This window comes from Mycobacterium kyogaense (assembly GCF_036946525.1).
In the GTDB taxonomy this organism is placed as follows: domain Bacteria; phylum Actinomycetota; class Actinomycetes; order Mycobacteriales; family Mycobacteriaceae; genus Mycobacterium; species Mycobacterium kyogaense_A.
The window spans coordinates 1-25,614 of sequence record NZ_JAQIIY010000001.1; the positions used below are offsets into that span (position 1 = coordinate 1).

A 25,614-nucleotide genomic window follows, 5' to 3' on the forward strand; every position below is an offset into this window, starting at 1 on the left:
GAGCATCCGTCGGTCGCCGCGCGGATCGCGGCGGGGGAGCGGGTGATCGCCGCACCGGCTTCGCAGCCCGGGGAGCACCTGGTCGATGCGGTCGCGATGATGGACAAGCTGCGTACCGCAGGGCCGTGGGAGAGCGCGCAGACCCATGACTCGCTGCGGCGCTATCTGCTCGAGGAAACCTACGAGCTGTTCGACGCAGTGCACGGCGGTGATCTGACCGAGCTGCGCGACGAGCTCGGGGATGTGTTGCTGCAGGTGCTTTTTCACGCGCGCATCGCCGAGGATGCGCCGAAGGACGCGTTCGGTATCGACGATGTCGCCGACGCGCTGGTGCGCAAGCTCGGCAATCGGGTGCCGGCGGTGCTGGCGGGCGAGTCGATCTCGCTGGAAGATCAGCTGGCGCAGTGGGAAGCGCGCAAGGCCTTGGAGAAGTCCGCGCGGGAGTCGATCATGGATGACATCCCGACCGCCCAGCCCGCGTTGGCGTTGGCGCAGAAGGTGCTTGCGCGCGCCGAGGGTGCCGGCTTCCCGGCCGAGCTGGTCCCCGATGCCCTGACCTGGATCACCGTGAGCGCGGATTTCGACGCCGAGAATGCCTTGCGCACAGCGATTCTGGAGTTCATGGCCGATGTGCGCGTCGCCGAGCGTGCGGCCGCGGGGGCCCGGCGGGGTGACGATGTGGCCGAGGAGCTCGACGGCAGCCCGCGTGGGGTGATCAGTGCCGAGGAGTGGCACGCTCACTGGCCCCACGACATTTCAGACGCCCAAACCGACGAACGGGCGGAAGAAGTCGAGTAGATCTCGCCATTTCGTCGAACTCGGCGAGGGGTGATGCGCCTGGGTGCGTGGCTCGATACTCGCGCGCCCGACCACGACGCGCGCTCGCGAGCGTCTCGAACTCGACAAAATGGTGGCGTGCTCTCGCGATTGTTCGCCCGTTTGTCGGTTTGGGCGAAAAGGGGGCGTCAGTCGAACAGCGTCGAGCCCCAGAACGTCGACGTGTCGCCGTCGCGGATGCCGGGCGGGCACGCGAACACCGCCGAGCTGGTCGGCGTCACGTACTCGTTCATCGCGTCGCTGCGGGAGATCGCGTTCTGCATGGGCACGAACTGCTTGAGCGGGTCGCGCACGAACGCGATGAAGAACAGCCCGGCATCGAGATGGCCGAACCCGTCGGAACCATCGGTGAAGTTGTAACCACGCCGCAGGATCTCGACGCCGCCGAGGTTCTCCTTCGACGCCAGCCGGACGTGGGCACGCTCGTCGATCAGCGGCTTGTCCTTCTTGTCCGTCAGGGTGAAGTTCAGCTCGTCGAACTCGTCGCCCAGCCCCATCGGGGCGCCGTTGCCCTTCTGCCGGCCGACGACGCGTTCCTGCTCGAGCAGCGTGGTGCGGTCCCACTGTTCGATCCGCATCCGGATGCGTCGGGCCACCAGGTAGCTTCCGCCGGTCAGCCAGGCGGGCCCGTCACCGTCTGCGACCCAGACGAACTGGTTCAGTTTGTCGGTCTCGTCCGAGCGCAGGTTGGCCGTTCCGTCCTTGAAGCCGAACAGGTTTCGCGGGGTGGTCTGATCGCGGGTGGTCGACGAGGTGCGTCCGAAACCCAGCTGCGAGTAGCGCACCGCGACGGTGCCGAAGCCGATACGGGCCAGGTTGCGGATCGCGTGGACGGCGACCTGCGGGTCGTTGGCGCAGGCCTGCACGACGATGTCGCCGCCGCTGCGGGCGGGGTCGATCTTCTCGTTCGGGAACTTCGGGAGATCGACCAGCTGTGCCGGCTTCTTGGCGGCGATCCGGAACCGGTCCACACCGTCTTTGACGAAGAACGACGGGCCGAATCCGATCGTCAACGTCAGCTGTGACGGGGGCAGACCGAGCGCTTCACCGGTGTCGGTGGGCGGCGCGTAGGGGTTCTGCCCGGTGGCACCGTTGGCGAAGGCCTCTTCGCCCTGCGTCATCCGCTCGGCCATCTCGGTCCAGTCGGCCAGCATCTTGATGACGTCGTCACGACTGTTCGTGGTCACGTCGAACGTCGCGAAGTGCATCCTGTCCTGGGCCTCGGTGACGATGCCCGCCTGATGCTCGCCGCGGAACGGGACCGCGGTGTCCAGGTGGCTGGCCGGCGCAGCTGCCGAGGCTCGGCCCGCCAGTGCGCCCGCACCTGCCGCGCCGACCACCGCGGCGCCCACTCCGGCCGCGCCGAACAGCTTGCGCCTACTCAGCCCCGGGCGCGTCGAATCACGCTGGGCAGCAGGATCACTGGGGAGCGATGACACCTTGCACCTGGCTCACTTCCTTGCTCAACGCGTCGATTGCTCGCGAGAGCTCCTGGCGCTGAGGCTCGGTCACCGTGTCGTAGCTGACGAACCCGTCGCCCTTGCGGTACTGCTCCAGCATCTTCTCCACGTCGGCGAATCGCTGATCCACGCGCTTACCCAGGTCGGGGTTGCGCTCGTCGAGGATCGGCCGCACCGACGCGACCGCCGTCTGCGAACCCTGCAGGTTGGCATTGAAGTCCCATAGGTCGGTGTGGCTGAAGATGTCTTCTTCGCCGCTGATCTTGCTGGTGGCGATCTCGTCGAGCAGGCCCTGTGCGCCGCCGGCGATCTGGGTGGAGTCGATCGTGTAGTCGGGCGCCTTCACCCCGGCGTCGAGCTCCTTGACGTCGGCGACCAGCTGGTCGGCGATTGCATTGGTGTCGGGCTGCGGGCCGCTGACCCACAGGTCCTTCTCCAGCCGGTGGAACCCGGTCCACTTCTGTCCGGGCTCGAGGTCGGCCTCACGCAGGTCGATGCGGGGGTCGAGGTCGTCGGGGAAGGACTCGGCGACGGGCTCGATGCGCTCGTAGTAGGTGCGCGCCACGGGGTACTGGGCCTTGGCGGCCTCGATGTTGCCGGACTTGATCGCGGCGACGAATGATTCGACGGCCGGGATCAACGCGTCGGTCTGGCTGTTGATGTAGCGCTTGTAGTTGTCCGCGGCTTCCTTGAACTTGCCTTCGGTGTCGATCTCGACGGCGTCGCCGCTGACGGTGTAGTCGGCCCGGATGCCGTCGCCGATCATGCCCGGCTTGCAGGCGGTCTGGTAGGTACCGGGCTGGGACAACTGCACGATCAGCTTGCGCTGCAGGCCGGGAGAGATGTTCTCGACCTCGCCCATCACCCGCTCGCCCTCGCCGTAGACGTAGAACTCGGTGACTTTGTTGCCGTTGTTGGTGACGACGAAGGTGTTGGCGCCCGTCTTGCCCGCGGTGCCGGACAGCTCGCAGGAGCTGTCGGAGGCGTTGACGGTGATCTGGGCCGGCGCGTCGGTGCCCTCGGCGGCATTGGCCGACTCCTGCTTGGCCTGGCAACCGCTCAGTGCGAGGGCGGCGACAGCCGTACCGAGGACGGCGACAGACGGGGAGACCTTCACGTGGTGGACCTTTCGGGATCAGGGAGGGGAGATGACGGGGCCGAGCGGGTCGGCGCCGGGGTGGGACGCAGGAACAGGGTGAGGATCACGACGAGGTAGGCGAGCCAGCCGCACAGCTGCAGCACCGTGGGGGTCGGGGTGATGTTGAAGACGCCCTGCACCACTTCGCCGTACCAGGAGGACCAGTTGAACCAGGCGGTGATGTCGAACGCCTTGGTGCCGAGACCGGGCAGCCAGCCGACGGTCTGCAGCGCGCCGATGCCATAGGACAGGATGCCCGCGGCGACGACGATGAGGAACACGCCGGTGTACTTGAAGAACTTCGCGAGGTTGATGCTCAGAGCGCCGCGGTACATGCCGTAGGCGATGGCGCCGGCGATCAGCACCCCGATGATCAGCCCGACCAGCGGCCAGTTCGACGTCGCCTCGGCGTAGCCGACCATGAACAGGGCGGTCTCGACGCCTTCGCGGCCGACCGCGAAGAAGGCGAGCAGTGCGACGGCCAACGGGCCGGTTTCGAGTGCCTGCGCCATGTCGTTGCGCAGCTCGCCCGACATTCCGGCGGCAGCGCGCCGCATCCACAGCACCATCGTGGTGACGATGGTGACGGCGATCAGTGAGGCCACTCCGGCGATGGCTTCGGCGGCCAGCCCGGAGATCGTGTTCTCGCCGAACTGGATGACCAGGAACACCGTGACCGTCATCGCGATCGCGGCGCCGACCCCGAGCCACACCCATTTGAGGGCGTCACGGCGGTCTGATTTGACGAGGAAGGCGACCAGGATCGACACGACGATCGCGGCTTCGAGGCCTTCGCGCACCCCGATGAGTCCGCTGCCGAAGAGCTGCGAGGTGAGGTTCGGCGATGCCGCCAACGTCGCCGACTGCATGCTGACCGTCAGATCGGTGATCATGCCCATCGCGTGTCCTCGTGTTCAGCCTTGGCTAGCCAAAGGAAGGTTCGGCTCACCTTGGTTGGTGATGCGCTCACTGAATGTACACCGCCTGTGTCGGGCCCGGGATAGGTCTCAAGTCCTGTGCTGCGTGGCAGCATGGCTAAGACCAGATGGGGTTGAGGAGTCCGGTGACACGGGTGCGTTGGCTGCGAACTGTGGCCGTGATCGGCGCGACAGCGCTGCTCTTGGCGGCAAGCTGTTCGTGGCAGCTCGGCAACCCGATTCCCGAGGGTGTGCCGCCTCCGCCCGGGGATCCGGTCCCGCAGATCGACACCTACGCCAAAGGTCGGCCGGCCGATGCCCTGCACGAGTGGGCGGCTGCCCGCGCCCCCGCGCTCGGCATCCCGGTGACCGCACTGGAGGCCTATGCCTACGCCGCGCGGGTGGCCGACGTGGAGAACCCGGACTGTCATCTGAAGTGGACGACGCTGGCGGGTATCGGCCAGGTCGAGAGTCACCACGGCACCTATCGCGGCGCCGTGATCAGCCCGAACGGGGACGTCACGCCGCCGATCCGAGGGGTGCTGCTCGACGGGACGGCCGGCAATCTGGAGATCCTCGACCACGATTCGGTCAGCCACGACCCGGCCATCGAGGACAGGGGTGACGAGCCGTTCGCCCGGGCGATGGGGCCGATGCAGTTCATTCCCGAGACGTGGCGGCTCTACGGCGTCGACGCCAACAACGACGGCAAGATCAGCGCCGACAACATCGACGACGCCGCGTTGTCGGCCGCGGGATATCTGTGCTGGAGCGGTAAGGACCTGGGGACACCGCGCGGGTGGATGGACGCGCTGCACGCCTACAACCACTCGGATCAGTACGCGCGGACGGTGCGCGACTGGGCAACCGCGTACGCCGAAGGACACCCGCTCTGAGAACCTCTAGGCTCAGTGCTGATTGTCACGCCCGGAAAGACCCCGGATTTCAGCAAGGAGGCAGTAGTGCCCATCATCGAGCAGGTCGGAGCCCGCGAGATTCTCGATTCCCGGGGTAACCCGACGGTCGAGGTGGAGGTGGGTCTGCTGGACGGCACGGTCGCCCGCGCCGCCGTCCCGTCGGGCGCCTCCACCGGCGAGCACGAGGCCGTGGAGCTGCGCGACGGCGGTTCGCGCTACCTCGGCAAGGGCGTGCAGAAGGCGGTCGAGGCGGTGCTCGACGAGATCGCTCCCGCGGTCATCGGCCTGGGCGCTGACGAGCAGCGCCTCGTCGACCAGGCGCTTCTCGACCTGGACGGCACGCCGGACAAGTCCCGGTTGGGCGCCAACGCGATCCTCGGCGTCTCGCTGGCGGTGGCCAAGGCCGCCGCCGACAGCGCCGCGCTGCCGCTGTTTCGCTACGTGGGCGGCCCGAATGCGCACATCCTGCCGGTGCCGATGATGAACATCATCAACGGCGGCGCCCACGCCGACACCGGCGTCGACGTCCAGGAGTTCATGATCGCCCCGATCGGCGCCCCCAGCTTCAAGGAGGCGCTGCGGTGGGGTGCAGAGGTCTACCACTCGCTCAAGTCGGTGCTGAAGAAGCAGGGGCTCGCGACGGGTCTGGGTGACGAGGGTGGCTTCGCGCCCGACCTGCCTGGCACGAAGGCGGCGCTGGATCTGATCGGCACCGCCATCGAAGCCGCGGGCTTCACGGTCGGCAGCGACATCGCACTCGCGCTCGACGTCGCGGCCACCGAGTTCTACACCGACGGCACCGGCTACGCGTTCGAGAAGGAGACCCGCTCCGCCGAGCAGATGGCGGCGTTCTATGAGCAACTGATCGGGGCCTACCCGCTGGTGTCGATCGAGGACCCGCTGTCGGAGGACGACTGGGACGGCTGGGTGGCGCTGACCACCGCGATCGGTGACCGCGTGCAGCTGGTCGGCGACGACCTGTTCGTCACCAACCCCGAGCGGCTCGAGGACGGCATCGAGCGCGGCGCCGCCAACGCGCTGCTGGTGAAGGTGAACCAGATCGGCACGCTGACCGAGACGCTGGATGCGGTGTCGCTGGCGCACAACGCCGGCTACAAGACGATGATGAGCCACCGCAGCGGCGAGACCGAGGACACCACGATCGCCGACCTGGCCGTGGCCGTCGGCAGCGGGCAGATCAAGACCGGTGCGCCGGCCCGCAGCGAGCGCGTCGCCAAGTACAACCAGCTGCTGCGCATCGAAGAGGAACTCGGTGACGCGGCTCGCTACGCCGGCGACCTGGCCTTCCCGCGATTCGAAGGCGGAGCGAAATAGCCTGTGCCCGAAGCGAAACGGCCCGATCCGCGGCGTCGCACCTCTCGGCCCGCCGGGCCGGGTAAGCCTGGGCGGGCCAAGCCCGGCGCGACGTCGGGTCGCCGCGAGCGCAGCGCGGCAGAACCGCGGGTGCCTGAAGACGTCACCTCCACCGAGGTGGAGCCGCTCGCTCCGGGTAGTTCTGTTCGGGCCTCGATCGCCGCGTCGATGCAGGCGTCAGCCGATCAGCGGTTCGGTTCGACGGCACGTCGTGCGGCGATCCTGGCCGCGGTGGTGTGTGTGTTGACGTTGACGATCGCGGGGCCGGTGCGCACCTATTTCGGTCAGCGCACCGAGATGAAGCAGTTGCAGGCCTCGGAGTCCCAATTGCGGGACCAGATCGCCGATCTGGAGGCGCAGAAAGCGAAGCTGGCCGATCCGGTGTTCATCGCCGCGCAGGCGCGCGAACGGCTCGGCTTCGTGATGCCGGGGGAGATCCCGTACCAGGTGCAGCTGCCCGCCGGGGCCACGCAATCGGGCCAGGCGCCGCAGGGTGCCGGTCCGGCGGCGAGCTCCGACCCGTGGTACACGGCGCTGTGGCACACGATCGCCGATGCGCCGCATGGCATTTCGCCGACAGCACCGCCCCCTGCGGTGCCGCCTCCCGCGGTGCCGCCGCCACCACCGCCGGCGCCCGGTGGTTGAGCCGACGGATCTCGAGATCGTCGCGCGGCAGTTGGGCCGTGAGCCGCGCGGTGTCCTCGAGATCGCCTACCGCTGCCCCGACGGGGATCCCGCCGTGGTGAAGACCGCGCCGAAACTGCCTGACGGCACCCCGTTTCCGACGTTGTACTACCTGACGCACCCGGCGTTGACGGCGGCGGCGAGCCGGCTGGAGTCGTCGGGGTTGATGCGGGAGATGACGCAGCGGCTGGCCGAGGATCCCGAGCTGGCTGCGGCGTATCGCCGAGCGCACGAGTCGTATCTGGCGGAGCGCGACGCGATCGAGCCGCTGGGCACGACGTTCTCCGGCGGCGGCATGCCGGACCGGGTGAAGTGCCTGCACGTGGTGATCGCCCATTCGCTGGCCAAGGGGCCGGGGGTCAATCCCTTCGGCGACGAGGCGTTGGCGGTGCTGGCGGCCGAGCCGGAGATGGCCGGAATTCTCGATCCGAAGGTGTGGACATGAGCGCCAGGGTGGCCGCGGTCGATTGCGGAACCAATTCGATCCGCCTGCTGATCGCCGACGTCACCGACGGGCGGCTCACCGATGTGCACCGGGAGATGCGGATCGTCCGGCTGGGGCAGGGCGTCGACGCGACCGGCGAATTCGCGCCCGACGCGTTGGCCCGTACCCGCGCGGCGCTCGAGGCCTACGCGGCGTTGATGCGGGACCACGGGGTGTCGGCGGTGCGGATGGTGGCGACGTCTGCGGCACGGGACGCCGGCAACCGGGACGAGTTCTTCGCCATGACGTCCGAGGTGCTCGGTGCGGTGGTTCCGGGCTCGGTCGCCGAGGTGATCACCGGCGAGCAGGAGGCGCGGCTGTCGTTCCTGGGCGCGGTGGGTGAGTTGGATTCTGCTGCAGCGCCTTTCGTGGTGGTGGATCTGGGGGGTGGCTCGACGGAGGTGGTGCTGGGCACCGACGACGTGGACGCTGCGTACTCCGCGAACATCGGGTGCGTGCGGTTGACCGAGCGGTGCCTACATTCCGATCCGCCGACCGATGAGGAGATCGCCGCGGCCCGTGCCGTGGTGCGCGAGGCCCTCGACACGGTGCTTGCCACAGTGCCGGTGCAGCAGGCCAGGACGTGGGTGGGGGTCGCGGGCACGATGACCACGCTGGCTGCGCTGGCGCGGAACATGACCACCTATGACTCCGACGCGATCCACCTGTCCTCGGTGGGCTTCGACGAGCTGCTACCGGTGTGTGCGGACCTGCTGGCGATGACGCGTGCTCAGCGTGCGGTGCTGGGGCCGATGCACGAGGGCCGGGTCGACGTGATCGGTGGCGGTGCTCTGATCGTGACGGAGTTGGCTGCCGTGCTCGGCGATCGTGCGGGCATCGATCGGCTGCTGGTCAGCGAGCACGACATTCTCGACGGGATCGCGATGTCGATCGCCTGACCGCGCGCCGAACGTACGATTTGTGACGGAAATCGGCTGAAATCCATCAGAATGCGTGCACTCGGCGCGACTGCGCGCGTGCGCTCAGTGGCTGGCGGCGCGCCGCACCCGTGACCGGCGTTTGGTCGGATCGTGCTGTCCGGCCAAGGTGACGGCCAGCAGCACCATCACCGCACCGATCCCGGCGTGCAGCCAGTTGTCGGCACCGTTGAGCGGCAGGACGTGGGCGTTGCTGCCGCGTTCGACGAGCAGTCCGTAGAGCCAGAGCCCCAGGTAGATCAGCCCTCCGCCGAGCAGATAGGCGCGCGCGGCCGCGTAGCTGCGCGCCCCGGCGAAGCCTGCGACGCCGACCACGATGTGCACGATGTTGAGCAGCACCGAGACCAGGAACATCCCGAACAGCAGGGCGCCGGATTGCTGACCGGCCCAGCTCAACCGGTCGACCCCAGAGGTGACGCCCGGGACGAATCCGAGTACCCCGATGACGGTCAGCGCGACCGCCACGATCAGCGCTGCACCCTGTACGGCCATGTATTTCGGGCTGTCCGCCATCCCGTCCTCCTTCACGTCGTCAAATTGACGTGCGTGCTGAAGAGGTACCCCGCGAGGCGCGGGGATAACACCCCTCAGGGGCGCAGGATCGGGCCGAGCTTCTCCAGGACTGCCGGGTCCTCGATGGTCGAGGGCACCGGTTCGTCGCGGCCGGTGGCCAACCCCCGCATGGTCTTGCGCAGGATCTTGCCCGAGCGCGTCTTGGGTAGGGCGGGGACGACGTCGACGAGCCGGAACGCGGCGACGGCGCCGATCTCGTCGCGCACCAGTTGCACCAGTTCGTCGGCGAGTCCTTCGGTGGAGGCGCCGGCCTTGACGACCACCAGGCCGCGTGGCGCCTGCCCCTTGATCTCGTCGGGCACTCCGATGACGGCGCACTCGGCGACCGCCGGGTGGGTGGCCAGCACCTCCTCGATGGCGCCGGTGGACAGCCGGTGCCCGGCGACGTTGATGACGTCGTCGATGCGCCCCATCACGAACAGGTAGCCGTCGGCGTCGACGTGGCCGCCGTCGCCGGTCAGGTAGTAGCCGGGGTACTCGGACAGGTAGGACTGCTCGTAGCGGTCGTCGGCGTGCCACAGGGTCGGAAGGGTTCCCGGCGGCAGCGGCAGCCGGATGCAGATGGCACCTTCCTGGTCGGGTGCGCAGTCGCTGCCGTCTTCGCGCAGGATGTGCACGTCGAAGCCGGGCATCGGGACCGTCGGTGAGCCCGCTTTGATCGGAAACTGTTCAGTCCCCATCGGATTCGCGGCGATGGGCCAGCCGGTCTCGGTCTGCCACCAGTGGTCGATCACCGGGATGCCGAGCTTGTCGGCGGCCCAGTGGTAGGTGTCGGGATCGAGGCGCTCGCCGGCGAGGAACAGGTACTTCAGCGACGAGAGGTCGTACTCGTCGACATACTTTCCCTCGGGGTCCTCCTTGCGGATCGCGCGGATCGCCGTCGGCGCGGTGAACAGAGCTTTGACCCCGTGTTCGGAGATCACCCGCCAGAACGCGCCCGGGTCGGGCGTGCCGACGGGCTTGCCTTCGTAGAGCACGGTCGTCGCGCCGAGAAACAGTGGGGCGTAGACGATGTAGGAGTGGCCGACCACCCAGCCCACGTCGGAGGCCGCCCAGAACACGTCGCCGGGGGCGATGTCGTAGATGTGCCGCATGCTCCACAGCAGCGCGACGGCATGGCCGCCGTTGTCCCGCACGATGCCTTTGGGTTTACCGGTGGTGCCCGAGGTGTAGAGGACGTAGAGAGGGTCGGTGGCGGCGACGGGTACCGGGTCGGCGGGGCTCGCGGCGGCCATCACGTCGGCCCAGTCCAGGTCGCGACCTTCGACGAGGTCGCAGCGCTGCCGATCCCGTTGCACGACAACACAATGCCGCGGCGGGTGGCTCGACAGGCCGATCGCGGCGTCGAGCATCGGCTTGTACTCGACCACACGTGCCGGCTCGATGCCGCAGGACGCCGAGACGATCACGGCGGGTTGCACGTCGTCGATGCGGACGGCGAGTTCGTGCGGCGCGAATCCGCCGAACACCACCGAGTGCACCGCACCCAGCCGCGCGCACGCCAGCATCGCGATGACGGCCTCGGGAATCATCGGCATGTAGATGATCACCCGATCCCCGGGTCCGACGCCGAGATCGCGCAGCGCACCGGCGAATCGTGCGGTGTGGTCGGTCAATTCGCGGTAGGTGTAGGTGCGCTGCGTGTCGGTGACCGCCGAGTCGTAGATCAGTGCCGGCTGGTCTCCGCGGCCCGCCTCGACGTGTCGATCCAGGGCATTCGCGCACGTGTTGAGTTCGGCGTCGGGGAACCACCGGTAGAACGGCGGCCTGCTGTCGTCGAGGATGCGCTGCGGCGCGCGGGTCCAGGTGACGTCGGTGGCCGCGTCGGTCCAGAACGCTTCGGGATCGGAGATGCTGGCGTCGAACAGGTCGCGGTACCCGGGCATATCAGCACCGTAAACCTTCCCCGTTAGTCTCAGGGGCATGACGAACCAACCCCCGCCGATCGGAGGGGTCCGCCGCAGTCACGTGACCGCGCGAGGTGTCCGTTTTCACGTCACCGAGGCCGGCCCCGAGGACGGCAGGCCGGTGCTGGCGCTGCACGGCTGGCCGCAGCACCACTGGGCCTACCGTGACCTGCTCGCCGACCCGCCTCCTGGGCTGCGGATCATCGCGCCCGACCTGCCGGGTTACGGCTGGTCGGGTCCTGCGCCGCATAAGTGGGCCAAAGAGGACGTGGTCAGCGACCTGGTGGCGCTCATGGACGCGATGGGTCTGGAGCACGTGCTGCTGGTGGGCCACGACTGGGGAGGCTTCATCGGCCACCTGCTGACGTTGCGGGTGCCGGAGCGGATCGACGGCTATCTGGTGCTCAACATCCCGCACCCGTGGGTGTCGGCGAAGGCGCTGGCACCGCATCTGTGGCGTTTCCTGCTGTATCAGCCGTTCGTCGCGTCGATCGGGGTGCCGCTGCAGCGGCGCACGCCGTATCTGGAGCGGGTGATCTTCGGAGTCGCCGCCCCGAGGATCGATCGCCAGACGGCGCGGGTGTACGCCGACGCGTTCCGGGACCCGATGGTGGCGCGGACCGCGCGCGACACCTATCGCACGTTCCTGCTGCGGGAGGCGCGCCAGAGTGCGCGTAACCCGGAGCGGCGCTGGTCCACCGTCCCGACGCGTGCGCTGTTCGGCAAGGACGACACAGCCATTCACCCGTCGCTGGCCGCGGCCGAGACCGCACGCGCCGACGATTACAGGCTGGAGCTGGTCGACGGCGGCCACTTCATTCTCGACGAGCAGCCGGAGTTGGTGCGCGCCAGGCTGATCGCGTTCGCCGACGAGATCCCGGCCCGCTGAGTTTTCCCCGCGAGCAGACGGCGTCAAAGATCGGCCCTCGCGCGTCAAGATGTCGCAAGGATGGCGCACGCGCGGACGATGGCGGCGTAGACCGAAGACATGGCCGTCCTCGACATTCCCCTTCCCGCCCATCACCTGCCGTCGTCGATTCGCCGTATGCGGCGCCTGCTGCCCATGTCCGCGGCCGGTGTGCCCGCGAGGGCGCTGCGCGATCCGGCGGTGGCCGCGTGGGTGCGCGCCCACGGCATCACCGTGTGCGTGGCGGGGATCGACGAACTCGAACAGACCGGGCACCGCGGCATTCGGACCGAGCACGTCCTGGTGCGCTGCGACGCGGCGACGTCGCTGATCCGGGCAGCGGTGGGCGCCGGTGTGACGCGGTTCGTGGTGTGTTCCGACCGGCACGTCGACGTCCTCGCCTCGATCGATCATCCCGACATCGCGGTGTATCTCGACGACCGCGGACCCGCGGTGATCGGTGAGCGCCGACTCCAGGTGGTCGGGCTGCACGCCGACGTCGACGATTCCGCGGGTGCCGTGGAGTGGGGTACGACCGCCGAACGCCTGCTGTGCCGCGCCGCGGTCCTGCGCACCTGCGGGCTGCCCCTGGCGCGCATCAGCCTGGCCGGAGGCGACATCTCTGAGTGGGTCTACGGCGACGGGCAGGTGAGCAGCGCGGTGGCGGCGGAGGTGGACGGCGCACTCACCGACGGGTGCGCGCGGTGGCGCCTGCCGCGTCCGTCGGTGTTGCTCGGCCCGGCAGTGTGACGGCTCAGTGCCCCGGTTCGCTGGCGACCAGGCCGGCGGCCTGGGCCTTGGCGACGGTGTCTTCCCATGCGCACTCGCCGACGACGAGCACAGCCAGAGCGATCACCAGTGCAAAGGTCGACACCGTCCAAGACAGGACCGGTGAGACGGCGCCCGGCGTCGCCATGAGCATCAGCGCGACGCTGGCGGGAAGCGCGAGAACAGCTGCGTAACCGAGTAGCCGGGTGTCGATCGTGCGAGACATGACTCCACGGTCCGACGGGCGCTTAAGAACATGCCTATCGGCAGCTGTGGAAAGTCTATGAGTTTGCTGCTCAGCCGGGCGGTGGCTCGTTGGTCAGCGCCAGGTACCCGCGGGCACCCGCCCGCTGCAGGCTCGCTCGAACCAGCCCGACGATCAGACCCTGGATAGCGCCGGCGATCAACACCGACGACGTCGAGTAGCTGAGATCTTTGGGGTCCGGTGGTTCGGGATCGTTCTGCCCGACCCGCTTCCAGATCTGGCCGAAGATCTGCCCGGCCAGCAGGCCGCCGCCGACACCGGTGGCCACCGACAGTGGGGTGTACAACTTTTTCGACAGCCTGCTCATGGCCCGCTGATTACCCGAGCGTGCGGCGGTCAAACTCGGTGCGACGCACCGGGGCGAGTGCGAAGATCGACAAGTGGACGCGCACCCGCTCGACGACGATGGAGGGTGGGACCGGCGCGCGCGGCACGAAACGGAAATCGAACGGCTGGACCGTAATTGGGCCAGTCTGCTGCAGGAGTTGCGGGTCGTGCAGACCGGCGTGCAGCTGCTCACCGGGTTCCTGCTGACGCTGCCGTTCCAGCAGCGGTTCACGATGTTGAGTCACACCATGCAGGTGGTCTACCTGGCGACGGTCAGTGCGGCGGTGCTGTCCACGGCGCTGCTCATCGCCCCGGTCGGGATGCACCGCGTGCTGTTTCGCCGCCACCGACTCGGCACGCTGGTCACGTTCGCTCATCGGTGTGCCTATGCCGGTCTGCTGCTCCTCGGTGCGGCGGTCACCGGGATGACGGTCATCATTTTCGACGCTGTCGCCGGGATGACCGCGGCGCTGGTCGCCGGGGTGGCCGCGCTCGTGTTGTTCGCCTCGTTCTGGGTGGCGCTGCCCCTGACGTTGCGCCGCACCGGCGCGTAGTTTCGCGACCCGGCCGCCGGGTACCTCGACGCCCTGACGGTCCACGAGAGTCAGGAGGCGCGATGCCCGACGGTGTGATTTCCTACCCCGGCGAGACAGCCGAGATGGCAGACAGGCCACGTGATGAGATGGCCGACTACATCGGTACGGGGCTGCTCGAGGGCAAACGCGCACTGATCACCGGCGGCGACTCCGGCATCGGGCGCGCGGTGGCGGTCGCGTTCGCCAAGGAGGGTGCCGACGTCGCGATCGCCTACCTCGAGGAACTGGACGACGCCGCACGCACGGTGTCGCTGGTCGAGGCGCAGGGGCAGCGGGCCGTCGACCTGGTCGGTGATCTCGCCGACCCCGCGCACTGCCGCTCCGTGGTCGAGGACACGGTGACGCAGCTCGGCGGCCTCGACATCGTCGTCAACAACGTCGCCTTCCAGTCTCCGGTGTCCGATCTGACGGAGATCAGCGAGGAGCAGTGGAGGCGCACCTTCGCTGTCAACATCGACAGCTTCTTCCACGTCACCAAGGCTGCTCTGGCGCATCTGCCCGACGGTTCGGCGATCATCAACACGGGGTCGATCAACGGGCTGCGCGGCAACAAGTCGCTCATCGACTACTCGGCGACCAAGGGTGCGGTGATCGCGCTGACGTACTCGCTGGCGCAGTCGCTGTCCGAGCGCAAGATTCGGGTCAATTGTGTTGCGCCCGGACCGGTCTGGACTCCGCTGATTCCAGCGACCATGCCCGCCGAGAAAGTCGAGTCCTTCGGCGAGCAGGTGCCGATGGGACGGGCGGCCCAACCCGACGAGATCGCACCGTCCTACGTGTTCTTCGCCGCGGGCCGGCTCTCGTCCTACTACAGCGGTGAGGTGCTGGCCCCGATCGGCGGAGAGACGCTGCCGGGCTGACATCATGCGCCTGATCGAGTTTCGCCTCCATCCGCACGGGTACGGCGAGTTCTCATGAGAGCAGTCACATGGCATGGCCGGCGCGATGTGCGCGTCGACACGGTGGACGACCCCCGCATCGAGGAACCGACCGACGCGATCATCGAGGTGACGTCGACCAACATCTGCGGATCGGACCTACACCTCTACGAGGTTCTCGGTGCGTTCATGAACACCGGGGACATCCTCGGCCACGAGGCGATGGGCGTCGTGCGCGACGTCGGATCAGGCGTGTCGAATCTCGCGGTCGGGGACCGCATCGTGGTGCCGTTCCAGATCTCCTGCGGTCACTGCTTCATGTGCGACGAGCAGCTCTTCACGCAGTGTGAGACGACGCAGGTCCGGGACCAGGGAATGGGCGCGGCACTGTTCGGCTACTCCGAGCTGTACGGCGAGGTCCCCGGAGGGCAGGCTGAATATCTGCGCATTCCGCAGGCCCAGTTCACGCACATCAAAGTGCCTGAGGGGCCGCCGGATTCGCGCTTCGTGTACCTCTCTGATGTGCTGCCCACCGCGTGGCAGGGCGTGGCCTATGCCGGCATTCCCGACGGCGGATCGGTGACGGTGCTCGGATTGGGGCCGATCGGTGACATGGCTGCCCGTATCGCCACCCATCTCGGGCATCGGGTGATCGCCGTCGACCGTGTTCCGGAACGTCTGGCGCGAGCCAGCGCTCGGGGTATCGAGACCATCGACATGGCCGGGCTCAGCGGCTCGGTCGGTGACGCGGTGCGTGAGCTGACCGACGGTCGCGGCACCGACTCGGTCATCGACGCGGTGGGAATGGAGGCGCACGGCTCACCGGTCGCGCAGGCGGCGCAGACTGCGGCGGCGTTCCTGCCCGACTTCGTCGCGAAACCGTTCATGCAGAAGGCCGGCGTCGACCGGCTCGGCGCGCTGTACTCGGCGATCGACTGCGTGCGCCGCGGCGGGACGATATCGCTCAGCGGTGTCTACGGCGGCATGGCCGATCCGATGCCGATGCTGACGCTGTTCGACAAGCAGATCCAGCTGCGGATGGGTCAAGCCAACGTCAAGAAGTGGGTCGACGACATCATGCCGCTGTTGACCGATGACGACCCGTTGGGCGTCGACTCGTTCGCCACCCACGTGCTGCCCCTCGATCAGGCGCCGCACGCGTACGACATCTTCCAGAAGAAGGAAGACGGCGCCGTGAAGGTGATGCTCAAGCCCTGAGTGGGTACCCCCGATCGCACGAACGGGTCGGCAACAAGGGGTACGTCGGGATGCGGTTGGCACGAAGCAAACTGGACGCGGCGGGGATAGTCCGCAAGCGGCGAGGGAAGGGGTTCGCCTATTACGGGCCCGACGGTGAGCTGCTGGCCGATCCCGATACCGCCCAGCGGATCAAGGATCTGGTGATCCCGCCCGCGTGGAAGAACGTGTGGATCAGCCCGCGGCCGAACGGTCACATCCAAGCGGTGGGCACCGACGCTGCGGGCCGGCGGCAGTACATGTATCACGAGCGGTGGCAGCAGGAACGGGCCGAGGAGAAGTTCGACCGGGTGCTGGAGTTGTCGACGCGGCTGCCGGAGTGGCGGTCCCGCATCGCGGGAGATCTGGCCGGGCGTGGGCTGACTCGCGATCGCGTTCTCGCCCTGGCCCTGCAGCTTCTCGATCGCGGCTATTTCCGTGCCGGCGGTGAGCAGTCGGCCGAGGAGCACGAGCACTACGGCCTGGCGACGCTGCTGTGTGAGCACGTGACGCTGAAAAAGAACGCGGTCGAGTTCGATTATCCGGCCAAGAGTGGCGTGCAGCGCACCGTCGAGATCGACGACCCGGAGGTGGTGCGGGCGGTCCGCTCGCTGATGCGGCGCACCGAACGCACCGATCGACTCCTGGTGTGCCGCAGCGGAAACAGCGGCTGGGTCGACGTGAAGGCCGATGACCTCAACACGCGGTTCAAGGAGATCGTCGGCGACGAATTCACCGTCAAGGATCTGCGCACCTGGCACGGCACCGTGCTGGCTGCCGCGGCGTTCGCCGACGCCAAACCGCCGACGTCGAAGACCGCGGTCAAGCGTGAGACGTCGGCGGTGATGAAGGAGGTGTCAAGCGAGCTGGGCAATACCCCCGCGGTCGCGCGCGCCTCGTACGTCGACCCGCGCGTGGTCGCCGGCTACGAGAACGGCATGACCATCGCCGCGGCCACCCAGAGGGCCGACAAGATCGACGAACCGGAGAAGGCCCAGGAGCTCCTGGAGAAGGCCACGCGCCAGCTGATCAGGCGAGTTGCAAAGGGTTAGCAGCGTGTTTGACAACTGACGCGCGCGGAAATCCTACGGTCATCGTCGAAGGTGAAGGGGTCGTGTTCATGCCGAACTCATCGATCAAGAACGAGAAGATGTACGAAGATCTCCGACGCGAGGGCAACTCCAAAGAAAAGGCCGCGCGGATCTCGAACGCCGCGGCGGCTCGGGGCGCGTCCGCGGTCGGCCGCAAAGGTGGGCGTTCTGGCTCCTATGACGACTGGAAAGTCGACGAGCTGAAGGAACGCGCCAAAGAGCTTGGTCTCAGCGGTTATTCGCGACTGACCAAGGAAAAGCTGATTTCCAAGCTACGGAGTCACTGACTCGTCAGCCGCGTCGAGCAGGGCCTGCGCCAGCCGGGCGGCGGGCGGCGTCATGCGCTCCGCGACGGGTGCCGCGAGGTAGACCGACCACAGCACGGGGCTGGAGAGTTCCGCCGTCCGTAGAGCGGAAAACCTCTTGGCTTCTGATCGCGGCATGAACGCTGTGCCCAGACCGCTGCTGACCAGGTCCGCAACGGCGTGGAAGCCCGCAGGGACTTCGTAGAGCGTGCGAGCTTGGCGCCCGGCGGCGTGGAAGGCGTCGTCGACGAGGCGGCGCAACCCGAACCCCGGAGGAAAGCCGATCAGCTCCTCGTCATCCAGGTCGCTGATCGACACCTGCCGCCGGCCCGCGATGGGATGGTCGTCGCGACACACGAAGACCAGCGGATCGTCGAACAGCTTCCGCAGTGCGAGGGTTGTCGGAAAGCGGTCAGGCGCGGAGACCAGCGCTAAGTCGAGTGAGCCCTCGAGGAGAGCCGACAGGTAACTCGATGCGCCGGTTTGGCTGAGCCGCAGGCGAAGTCGAACGTGGGGATGCTCCCGGTGGAAGTCGCCGAGGGCTCGTGCGACGTCGAGGGGGCCGAAGGCGATCAGCGAACCGAATTCGACGGTGCCCATCAGGGTGCCACGGAATTCGGCGACGGAGTCGACGGCGGCGCGGCTGGCGCGCACCACGTCGTGCGCGCGGGTGCGGAACCGTTCGCCCGCAGGGGTGAGGCTGATCTGCTGACGGGAGCGATCGAACAGGCTCACCCCGAGTTCGCGTTCGAGCTTGGCCACTGATGTCGACAGTGCGGATTGCACGACGTGTGCGCGCTCGGCAGCGCGGGTGAAGCTCATCTCGCCGGCGACCGCGAGGAAATACTCGAGCTGGCGGAATTCCACTCGGTCAATCTATCTGTTCTGTTGATCACTGCCATCGATAATGATCGTTGGCGCCGATCGTCGCGCTGCGCTGTCATGGACGCATGAGTGATGGTGTGAGCCGGCGGCAGTTCGGACTGCTGGCGACGGCCGCGGCGGGGGCAGCCGCCTTGGCCGCGGTTTCTACGACCCCGGCGGCCGCGACCCCGCCACCCGGGCCCATGCCCGCGCTCGGTCCCGTTCGGCAGATCACCGCCGGCGATCTCGACATCGGCTACGTCGATGCCGGGCCCCGCGACGGCAGGCCGGTCATCCTGTTGCACGGCTGGCCCTACGACATCCACAGCTACGCCGACGTGACCGCGATCCTCGCCGCGCAGGGTTTCCGCGTCATCGTGCCTTTCCTTCGCGGCTTCGGCAGCACCCGGTTCCGTACGGAGCGCACCCTCCGCAACGGCCAGCAGGCCGCATTGGCACACGACGTCATCGCGCTCATGGACGCGCTGCAGATCCCGGCGGCGATCCTGGGTGGGTACGACTGGGGCGGTCGCACCGCCAACGTCGTCGCCGCACTGTGGCCGCAGCGGTGCACGGGTCTGGTCGCGGTCAGCGGCTACATCATCGTGAACCGGGAAGCCAACCTGGCACCGCTGGCACCACAGGCCGAATACGGCTGGTGGTATCAGTACTACTTCGCCACCGATCGGGGTGAGCGCGGATACCGAAGCAATACAGCAGATTTCAACAGGCTGATCTGGCGCACCGCCTCCCCGCTGTGGCAGTTCGACGATTCGACCTATGACGTGACGGCCGCCGCGTTCGCCAATACGGACCACACCGACGTCGTCGTCCACAACTACCGGTGGCGCCTCAGCCTGGCCGAGGGCGAAGCCCGCTATGACGACGACGAACGGCGCCTGGCCTCCAGACCCGCCATCACCGTTCCCACGATCACCATCGGCTCCGACTTCGACGGCCCCGCCAAAGACGGTGCCGCGTACCGCGCGCTCTACACGGGCCGCCACCAGCACCGCATCCTCGACGGCATCGGACACAACGTGCCTCAGGAGGCTCCCCAGGACTTCGCGGCGGCGATCGCCGCCGTGACCCGACAGTGAGGACGATCATGACCACATCCACTCTTTTGGCCGGACGCACCGCCCTGGTGACCGGCTCGACATCAGGACTCGGCGCGGGCATCGCCACGGCGTTGGCGAAAGCCGGTGCGCACGTGGTGATCACCGGGCGTACCCGCAGTCGCGGCGAGGAGGTCGTCGCGCGTATCGAGTCCTCGGGCGGCCGATCCGCTTTCGTCGCCGCCGACTTCTCCGATCCCGAGCGGGCGGTGGCCGAGGTCGCATCCCAGGCGACCGAAGCTGTCGGGGGTGTTCTCGACATCCTCGTCAACAACGTTGCCACGCTGGTGTTTCCGGCTCCGACGGCCGACGTCACGGCGGACGAGATCAGCGACGCCTTCGCCGTCAGCGTGACCGCTCCGTTCTTGCTGACGGGTCTCGTCGCACCGGCGATGGCGGCCCGCGGTGAGGGCGCGATCGTCAACATCGGTTCGATCAGTGCACTGTTCGGTTCGTCGGGGTCAGCCCTGTACGGCGCGACCAAGGCGAGTGTGCACATCATGACGAAGGCGTGGGCCGATGAGTACGGGCCGTTCGGCGTGCGCGTGAACGCGGTGGCGCCCGGGCCCATCGCCACCGAACGCATGGTGGAGTTCGGTGATGCGGTGAATCCCGTTCTGGCACGGGTACCGTCGAACCGGATGAGCACCATCGACGAAGTGGCGGAAGCGGTCCTGTTCCTCGCCGGGCCGCATGCGTCCAACATCCACGGCGCGATCGTGACCGTCGACGGCGGATTCTCTGCGGTCTGAGGACCCGGCTGTTGTCGAACGCTGTGTTGCGCACGTAGCGTTCCAGGTGTGAGTGCAGTTGCTCGCGGAGCAATGCCGCCCAGCCCCCCGCTTCCCCGCGCGATGCAGTTGGTGCTGATGCTGCGCTGGTGGCCCGAGTACGTGTCTGCGTGCCGTCGCCGGTACGGGCGGGTGTTCACGATCCGGAGCTCGATGATGGGCGACATGGTGTTTCTCGCCGATCCGGCAGCAATCAAGGAGGTGTTCGCCGGCGACCGGCGGATTCTCCATGCCGGCGAAGCGAACATGATGCTCAGCGGCCTGATCGGGGACAGTTCTGTTCTCGTGATCGACGACGACGTCCACCGTGATCGACGCCGGCTGATGATGGCTCCTTTTCATCGTGACGCCGTCGCCCGTCAGGCCGTCGTGATGGCCGAGATCGCCGCAGAGAACGTTGCGGGCTGGCCGGTCGGGCACCCGTTCGCGGTGGCGCCCAAGATGTCGGAGATCACCCTCGAGGTGATTCTGCGGACGGTGATCGGGGCGAGCGATCCAGCGAGACTCGCAGCCTTGCGTGATGTCATGCCGCGCTTGTTGAGTGTCGGCACATGGGAGTCGTTGGCGATCGCGACGCCGTCGCTCCTGCGCAGGCGTCCATGGCGGCGGCTCGCACGCCTGATGGCCGAAGCCGACGAGCTGTTGTACGCCGAGATCGCCGAGCGTCGCGCCGACCCCCTTCTCGCCGAGCGCACCGACGCGCTGGCGATGCTGGTCCAAGCGGGAGGAATGACCGACAAGCAGTTGCGTGATCAGTTGATCACCCTGCTGGTCGCCGGGCACGACACCACAGCCACCGGGCTGACGTGGGCAGTGGAACGGCTGACCCGGCACCCTCGGGTTCTCGAGAAGGCGGTCGCGGCTGCCGAGGCAGGTGCGGACGGCGACGAGTACCTCGATGCCGTGTGCAAGGAGACGCTGCGAATCAGGCCCGTGGTACCGGATGTCGGCCGGGTGTTGAAAGAGCCGGTGGAGGTGGCGGGCTACCGGTTGCCGGCAGGGGTGATGGTCGTCCCGAGCATCACCTCGGTGCACGCAGATCCCGTCGTCTATCCGGATGCGGACGTTTTCGATCCCGACCGGATGGTCGGCGCGAGCCTGAGCCCCGCGACGTGGTTTCCGTTCGGAGGCGGTAATCGACGGTGTCTCGGTGCGGGTTTCGCGATGGTCGAGATGCGTGTCGTCCTGCGTGAGATCCTTCGCCGGGTCGAGTTGGCCACTACGGCCGAGCCCGGAGAGAAGACCGCACTCCGGCATGTCATCTTGACCCCGCACCGCGGCGGACGGATCACGGTTCGCAGCGTCAAGCAGCAGGCGCCGGAGGCTGCCCGCTAGTCCTGCTGCGCGCGTGCCTCTGCGCCGGACTCCTGGGTGTCGATGTCGTCATCGGAGCCGGCGCGGCCGACGTAGGGGCCGTCGGCCTGATCGTCGTCGTCCTCGCTGGCGCGCGAGCCGGCCACCTTGGGATCGGGCTCGATGTCGGACTCGGCCTTCTCGTTCTGCGGGTTGCTCATGGTGCCTCCTGGTGGGGTCGCTGGAGGCATGCCCGGAGCGCTCGGAACGAAACCCGACAGATGTGACGGTTGTCAGGCCACCACAGGCTCTTCCGCCGGCCTGTTGTCATCGCTTCTCGCAGCGGTGACCCACAGCTGCCACGACATGACGAGGAACCACGACCCGAACAGCACGGCGACCAACCAGAAGGCCAGCAGCCCGTTCCACGCGAAGACGCCGTCCTTGAACAGCACCACCAGCCCGCCGGCGGCGAACGTGACCGCACACCACAGATTCACGTAGCCGAGCCACCGCGGCCACACGGCGGTGCGCGCACTCAGGATCGCGAAACCGATGACGAGGCACTGGATGGTGGCCGCGGGCCAGTTCATGACGAACGGCAGCCAACCCAGATCGTTGAGCGCCTGGGTGATCTCGGGGTCGCGTTCCGGACGGAACGACGCGGCGGCAAAAGCGAAGGTGGGCAACAGAATCGCGACGATGGCGAGACCGGTCGCGATGAGTTGGGTGTAGGCCAGCGCCGAATACCGGGTGCCCTCCATCTGCCGGATACGCACCGCCATCAACGCGCCGAAGGGCGCCTGGAAGCCGGCGGCGGCCAGCATGATGACCAGGCCCAGCCGTTTGAGACCGGTGTCCGTCGACCAGAATCGAGCCACCTCGTCGGCGGTCCGCAGCGGCGATATCGGCGGCAGGAGTCCCGTCATGATGATGGCCGGGAACAGCAACAGCACGAATGCCGCGCCGCACAACGCCATACCGCGCTGAACGCTGCCGCTCATCGGCCGGGGAACGGGTCGTTGGGACCACTCGTGTACGGATTCTCCGTCACCGCGGCGCGCCGACGTTCACGACGCAGCCGATCACGCAGGACACCGAGGCGGCCGCCCCGGTCTTCCCGCCGAAACTGAGTGAGCATGGTGCGCGCCGCATTCTGGCCTGGCATACCGCTGATCCCGGCGACCGGATGGGTTCCGGACCCCGTCAGGAACAACCCTTCGACAGGGGTGCGGTATCCGGCGAAGCCGCTGACCGGCTTGTTGGGGCCGAACCTGCTGATGGTCGGATCGACGTGGTAGACCGAACCGTCGATGGCCCAGAAGCGTTCCTCGATGTCGGGCAGGACCAGGGGCCGCACCGCGACCTGCAGATCGTCGACGCCCCGGTAGTACTCGTCGGCGTCTCGGATGATGCTGTCGGTGATCTTCTTTCGCGCGACGTCCCAACCCTCCTCGGGGAAGGACGGGGTCAGCCCGGTCCAGAACCACCACAGATCCTTGCCCGGCGGTGACATCGAGGGATCGAAGGCGTTGGTCACCTGCGCCAGCCCCGGGATCGCGTCGGGTACCTGCCCCCGCACGCACGCCTTCGCCGCCTCCTTGGCCTGTTCGTAGGTGTGGTAGCAGTTGCACGCCAGCCGCATGTCGATGCCGTCGCCGCGCCACTTCTCGTGCTTGGACATGTCGACCCGCCCGAGAGCGCCACATTCACTTTGGCGTCGGCGATACCGCGCTTGCGGGTGGGGATGTGGTCGGCGGCGACCTGCTTCTTGTGTTCCAGAACGCCGCGGGGGAGCAGGCGAGTCAGTGTGGTCTTCGGGCTGCATGCCGTCAGAACGCCGCGGCGGGCGCGGATTTCGGAGCCGCCGCGCACCCGGACGCCCACGCATCGGTTGCCGTCGACGATGAGCTCCTCGACCGGCGAACTGGTGATGATGTCACCGCCGTTGTCCTTGATGACGCCGATGAGCGCCCGGGGAAGTGAGCCGGTCCCACCGTGGAACATCGCGACACCGTACTTCGACAGCACGCCGAGGTAGATCAACGACCAACCGGACAGGTCGGCGTCGAAGGGCATGAACGGCAGTGATGTCAGCAAGGGTGCGCGGATCATGTCGTGCTCGAAGCTCTCTTCGACTGCTTCGGTCTGAGAGCTGGCCATCCACCGTCCGATGGCGCTGAGTTGTCTGCGATTCTTCGCCACTCCCTTGGCGGCCTTCAGGATTGCCGAGATGTCCGGGGTGACGACGTTGGTCTGCATCATGGGCAGGCCGATCTCGACGGCCGCGTCGATCACCTCGTAGAGCTCGAGCAGTGCGCGGGCGTCCCTGCGCGAGAAGTACTCCAGTTCGGACGCGGTCTTGCGGGGATCGCGCCACAGGCCCAGAGAGCTGCCGTCGGCCGCGAGCTGGAAGTGCGCTGGATCGATGACCGTCTGGCGCAGGCCGTACCGGGTGGAGAGTTCGAGATCATCGTTGATCGTGGTGGTGCGAAACAGCGATGCCTGTATCGAGGCTTCGTTGATGGTGTATTCCGGCGCTTCCGGGGCGAACGGACTCGTCGACGTCATGCCGCCGGCCGTGGCCGCCGCTTCCACCACGAGGACCTTGAGCCCCGGCCTTGGCCAGATACGCGGCCGCGACGAGACCGTTGTGGCCAGATCCGACGACAACGACGTCTGCTGCGGGCGGGGTCTGGGCGGAGTGGGACATGACTGAACCTCATCGTGAGAAGGGGTGGGTGACAAGCGTTGGGCCGGAACGGGTGCGAGAGCGCTCCGGCCCAACGCCTCGCGGATCAGGTCGTCGCCGGTTGAGGCTTCTGGTTGTTCATGACGATGGTCGGGCCGACGATCAGCGCCTGAGACGGATCCTCGGGGTCGGCGGCGAGGCCGTCGCCGGGCGTGACGCCGCCTTCGGCGCACATCGTGCGCCACAGCTGCTGGCGGCCCTTGCGGGTCGGGATGAACTTGCCGTAAGCGAACACCCGCCAGAAGGTCCAGCGCGGAGCAGGCAGCGTGTTCGGTCGGCCCACCAGGCGATGCAGCGCGAACATCCAGCCGACCATCATCGCCATCATGAGGGCGGCACCCACCCAGCGAACTGCGGTCGGAACCGCGGCGTTGTGAAGGAGGATGTGCGGCCAGCCCACACCGAAATAGGCGACCATCATGCCGAAGGGTGCTACCAGTAGCAGCCAGAGCTGTTGCGCGCCCTTGAGTCTGGGCAACCGCGAAGGCGAGGATGGCGCCGATCGTGACGAACGAACCACCGTTGATGAACCCCCACCAGTAGGGGAAGTTCAGGAAGCTGAACGGCTGCACGCCGTAGTAGACATAGGTGCCGAGGTTGATGCCGATGGTTTCCATGATGGCGTCGGTGACGATGCCCATTCCGAGCAGCATCACGAAATGACGTGCGTGAGCACCGTTTCGGATCACGAAGTAGCAGAAGTAGGCCTCCAGACCGAGGAAGGCCACGTAGCACGGGGGTATCAGGAGGGGCACCGTGATGCCGAAGTTCGTGAACGCCGGCATCAGGTTGTTGGCCCAGTGCAGATGGCCCAGCAGGTCGAGCATGGGCTCGAGCAGACTGCAGATGAGGCCGCTGGCCATGACGATCAGCGGGATGTAATTGCGGCTGCGGACCGCGGCCCTGATCGCCCAGGGCAGGGCGAACACAACCACCAGCGCACCGGCGACGAGAAAGAACGCGATCTCGGCGCCCAGGCTGACGCTGAAGTCGCCCGGGGCGGGCTGAATGTTCGGCGGCCAGCCCTGGCCCTGGGCCAGGATCGCCCAATTCGTGTTCGACAGGGGATTCATCGGCTCGACCTCTCGTTGTGGAGTACTCGCGCTGTCGGGTGGCGTGACCTCAATGACCAGCACGTCACAGCGGCGCCTCCGCTGTGCACCGGCTCACACTAACACCGTGTCCAGAACAATG

Annotated in this window: 26 protein-coding genes and 2 pseudogenes; 16 read left to right on the forward strand and 12 right to left on the reverse strand. The window is 67.5% G+C overall.

What is annotated here, in order from left to right; translation table 11 throughout:
* Window positions 1-798 (forward strand): nucleoside triphosphate pyrophosphohydrolase (locus PGN37_RS00005; RefSeq protein WP_335328986.1); only part of this gene is annotated, 798 nt, incomplete at its 5' end.
* A 167-nt stretch (window positions 799-965) separates the two neighbouring features.
* Here PGN37_RS00005 and efeB read toward each other — a convergent pair.
* The 3 genes from efeB to efeU are packed head-to-tail and all read right to left on the reverse strand — an operon-like array spanning window position 966 to window position 4,334.
* Window positions 966-2,276 carry an iron uptake transporter deferrochelatase/peroxidase subunit gene (gene efeB / locus PGN37_RS00010; RefSeq protein ID WP_335328987.1) on the reverse strand — a complete coding sequence of 437 codons (1,311 nt, stop codon included), beginning with the start codon at window positions 2,274-2,276 and terminating at the stop codon, window positions 966-968.
* Window positions 2,257-3,414 carry an iron uptake system protein EfeO gene (gene efeO, locus PGN37_RS00015; RefSeq protein ID WP_335328988.1) on the reverse strand — a complete coding sequence of 386 codons (1,158 nt, stop codon included), beginning with the start codon at window positions 3,412-3,414 and terminating at the stop codon, window positions 2,257-2,259. Before efeO ends, efeB begins: the two co-directional genes overlap by 20 nt.
* On the reverse strand, window positions 3,411-4,334 hold the full coding sequence (gene efeU / locus PGN37_RS00020) for an iron uptake transporter permease EfeU (protein WP_335328989.1): 924 nt from the start codon (window positions 4,332-4,334) through the stop codon (window positions 3,411-3,413). The genes efeO and efeU overlap by 4 nt, the downstream gene beginning before the upstream one ends.
* A gap of 164 nt (window positions 4,335-4,498) precedes the next feature.
* Here efeU and PGN37_RS00025 point away from each other — a divergent pair, with 164 nt between their 5' ends.
* The 5 genes from PGN37_RS00025 to PGN37_RS00045 all read left to right on the forward strand — a co-directional run bounded on the left by PGN37_RS00025 (window position 4,499) and on the right by PGN37_RS00045 (window position 8,710).
* Window positions 4,499-5,248: a lytic transglycosylase domain-containing protein gene (locus PGN37_RS00025; RefSeq protein WP_335328990.1), complete on the forward strand. Its 750-nt coding sequence runs from the start codon at window positions 4,499-4,501 to the stop codon at window positions 5,246-5,248.
* A 66-nt stretch (window positions 5,249-5,314) separates the two neighbouring features.
* Window positions 5,315-6,604, forward strand: coding sequence for a phosphopyruvate hydratase (gene eno, locus PGN37_RS00030; RefSeq protein WP_335328991.1), 1,290 nt, complete (start codon window positions 5,315-5,317; stop codon window positions 6,602-6,604).
* 3 nt (window positions 6,605-6,607) lie between these two features.
* Window positions 6,608-7,288 (forward strand): FtsB family cell division protein, encoded by a 681-nt coding sequence (locus tag PGN37_RS00035; RefSeq protein ID WP_335328992.1) that lies wholly within the window; start codon window positions 6,608-6,610, stop codon window positions 7,286-7,288.
* A complete protein-coding gene (locus PGN37_RS00040) occupies window positions 7,281-7,772 on the forward strand; it encodes a DUF501 domain-containing protein (RefSeq protein ID WP_335328993.1) in 492 nt (163 codons plus the stop codon). Before PGN37_RS00035 ends, PGN37_RS00040 begins: the two co-directional genes overlap by 8 nt.
* The gene (locus PGN37_RS00045; protein WP_335328994.1) at window positions 7,769-8,710 is read left to right on the forward strand and encodes a Ppx/GppA phosphatase family protein; all 942 of its coding nucleotides are present in this window, start codon (window positions 7,769-7,771) and stop codon (window positions 8,708-8,710) included. The genes PGN37_RS00040 and PGN37_RS00045 overlap by 4 nt, the downstream gene beginning before the upstream one ends.
* Window positions 8,711-8,794: 84 nt before the next feature.
* On the opposite strand, the gene PGN37_RS00050 is transcribed toward PGN37_RS00045, so the two are convergent.
* Both PGN37_RS00050 and PGN37_RS00055 read right to left on the reverse strand, forming a co-directional pair.
* Window positions 8,795-9,262, reverse strand: a complete 468-nt coding sequence (locus PGN37_RS00050) for a DUF4383 domain-containing protein (RefSeq protein ID WP_335328995.1) — start codon at window positions 9,260-9,262, stop codon at window positions 8,795-8,797.
* Window positions 9,263-9,336: 74 nt separating this feature from the next.
* On the reverse strand, window positions 9,337-11,208 hold the full coding sequence (locus tag PGN37_RS00055; protein WP_335328996.1) for a propionyl-CoA synthetase: 1,872 nt from the start codon (window positions 11,206-11,208) through the stop codon (window positions 9,337-9,339).
* Between the two features lie 37 nt (window positions 11,209-11,245).
* On the opposite strand from PGN37_RS00055, the gene PGN37_RS00060 reads away from it, so the two are divergent.
* Window positions 11,246-12,118: an alpha/beta fold hydrolase gene (locus tag PGN37_RS00060; protein ID WP_335328997.1), complete on the forward strand. Its 873-nt coding sequence runs from the start codon at window positions 11,246-11,248 to the stop codon at window positions 12,116-12,118.
* A 99-nt stretch (window positions 12,119-12,217) separates the two neighbouring features.
* A complete protein-coding gene (locus PGN37_RS00065; protein WP_335328998.1) occupies window positions 12,218-12,886 on the forward strand; it encodes a hypothetical protein in 669 nt (222 codons plus the stop codon).
* Between the two features lie 4 nt (window positions 12,887-12,890).
* On the opposite strand, the gene PGN37_RS00070 is transcribed toward PGN37_RS00065, so the two are convergent.
* Window positions 12,891-13,130 (reverse strand): hypothetical protein, encoded by a 240-nt coding sequence (locus PGN37_RS00070; RefSeq protein WP_335328999.1) that lies wholly within the window; start codon window positions 13,128-13,130, stop codon window positions 12,891-12,893.
* 70 nt (window positions 13,131-13,200) lie between these two features.
* Window positions 13,201-13,476: a DUF4235 domain-containing protein gene (locus PGN37_RS00075; RefSeq protein WP_335329000.1), complete on the reverse strand. Its 276-nt coding sequence runs from the start codon at window positions 13,474-13,476 to the stop codon at window positions 13,201-13,203.
* A 73-nt stretch (window positions 13,477-13,549) separates the two neighbouring features.
* On the opposite strand from PGN37_RS00075, the gene PGN37_RS00080 reads away from it, so the two are divergent.
* From PGN37_RS00080 to PGN37_RS00100, 5 genes are all read left to right on the forward strand, one after another.
* Entirely contained in the window at window positions 13,550-14,050 is a 501-nt protein-coding gene (locus PGN37_RS00080) for a DUF6328 family protein (protein ID WP_335329001.1), read from the forward strand.
* A gap of 62 nt (window positions 14,051-14,112) precedes the next feature.
* On the forward strand, window positions 14,113-14,952 hold the full coding sequence (locus PGN37_RS00085) for an SDR family oxidoreductase (protein ID WP_335329002.1): 840 nt from the start codon (window positions 14,113-14,115) through the stop codon (window positions 14,950-14,952).
* Window positions 14,953-15,006: 54 nt separating this feature from the next.
* The gene (locus tag PGN37_RS00090) at window positions 15,007-16,188 is read left to right on the forward strand and encodes a zinc-dependent alcohol dehydrogenase (RefSeq protein WP_335329003.1); all 1,182 of its coding nucleotides are present in this window, start codon (window positions 15,007-15,009) and stop codon (window positions 16,186-16,188) included.
* A 50-nt stretch (window positions 16,189-16,238) separates the two neighbouring features.
* Entirely contained in the window at window positions 16,239-17,258 is a 1,020-nt protein-coding gene (locus PGN37_RS00095; RefSeq protein ID WP_335329004.1) for a DNA topoisomerase IB, read from the forward strand.
* A gap of 68 nt (window positions 17,259-17,326) precedes the next feature.
* Window positions 17,327-17,584, forward strand: a complete 258-nt coding sequence (locus PGN37_RS00100) for a DUF7218 family protein (RefSeq protein ID WP_335329010.1) — start codon at window positions 17,327-17,329, stop codon at window positions 17,582-17,584.
* Here the strand turns inward: PGN37_RS00100 and PGN37_RS00105 are convergent.
* Window positions 17,570-18,469: a LysR family transcriptional regulator gene (locus tag PGN37_RS00105; RefSeq protein ID WP_335329005.1), complete on the reverse strand. Its 900-nt coding sequence runs from the start codon at window positions 18,467-18,469 to the stop codon at window positions 17,570-17,572. The genes PGN37_RS00100 and PGN37_RS00105 overlap by 15 nt on opposite strands.
* Before the next feature lie 83 nt (window positions 18,470-18,552).
* Between PGN37_RS00105 and PGN37_RS00110 the strand changes: the two genes are divergently transcribed.
* From PGN37_RS00110 to PGN37_RS00120, 3 genes are read left to right on the forward strand one after another with little or no spacing between them, the layout of a single operon-like run.
* Window positions 18,553-19,566 carry an alpha/beta fold hydrolase gene (locus PGN37_RS00110; RefSeq protein ID WP_335329006.1) on the forward strand — a complete coding sequence of 338 codons (1,014 nt, stop codon included), beginning with the start codon at window positions 18,553-18,555 and terminating at the stop codon, window positions 19,564-19,566.
* A 5-nt stretch (window positions 19,567-19,571) separates the two neighbouring features.
* Complete coding sequence (locus tag PGN37_RS00115) at window positions 19,572-20,336, forward strand: SDR family NAD(P)-dependent oxidoreductase (protein WP_442932793.1); 765 nt, start codon at window positions 19,572-19,574, stop codon at window positions 20,334-20,336.
* 48 nt (window positions 20,337-20,384) lie between these two features.
* Entirely contained in the window at window positions 20,385-21,710 is a 1,326-nt protein-coding gene (locus PGN37_RS00120; RefSeq protein ID WP_442932792.1) for a cytochrome P450, read from the forward strand.
* Here PGN37_RS00120 and PGN37_RS00125 read toward each other — a convergent pair.
* From PGN37_RS00125 to PGN37_RS00140, 4 genes and pseudogenes are all read right to left on the reverse strand, one after another.
* Entirely contained in the window at window positions 21,707-21,889 is a 183-nt protein-coding gene (locus PGN37_RS00125; RefSeq protein ID WP_335329008.1) for a hypothetical protein, read from the reverse strand. The two genes, PGN37_RS00120 and PGN37_RS00125, sit on opposite strands and share 4 nt — an antisense overlap.
* Window positions 21,890-21,961: 72 nt before the next feature.
* A complete protein-coding gene (locus PGN37_RS00130) occupies window positions 21,962-22,672 on the reverse strand; it encodes a hypothetical protein (protein WP_335329009.1) in 711 nt (236 codons plus the stop codon).
* Window positions 22,669-24,381: pseudogene (locus tag PGN37_RS00135) on the reverse strand (phytoene desaturase family protein). Before PGN37_RS00135 ends, PGN37_RS00130 begins: the two are co-directional and overlap by 4 nt.
* 85 nt (window positions 24,382-24,466) lie before the next feature.
* Window positions 24,467-25,493: pseudogene (locus PGN37_RS00140) on the reverse strand (hypothetical protein).
* Window positions 25,494-25,614: the final 121 nt, after the last annotated feature.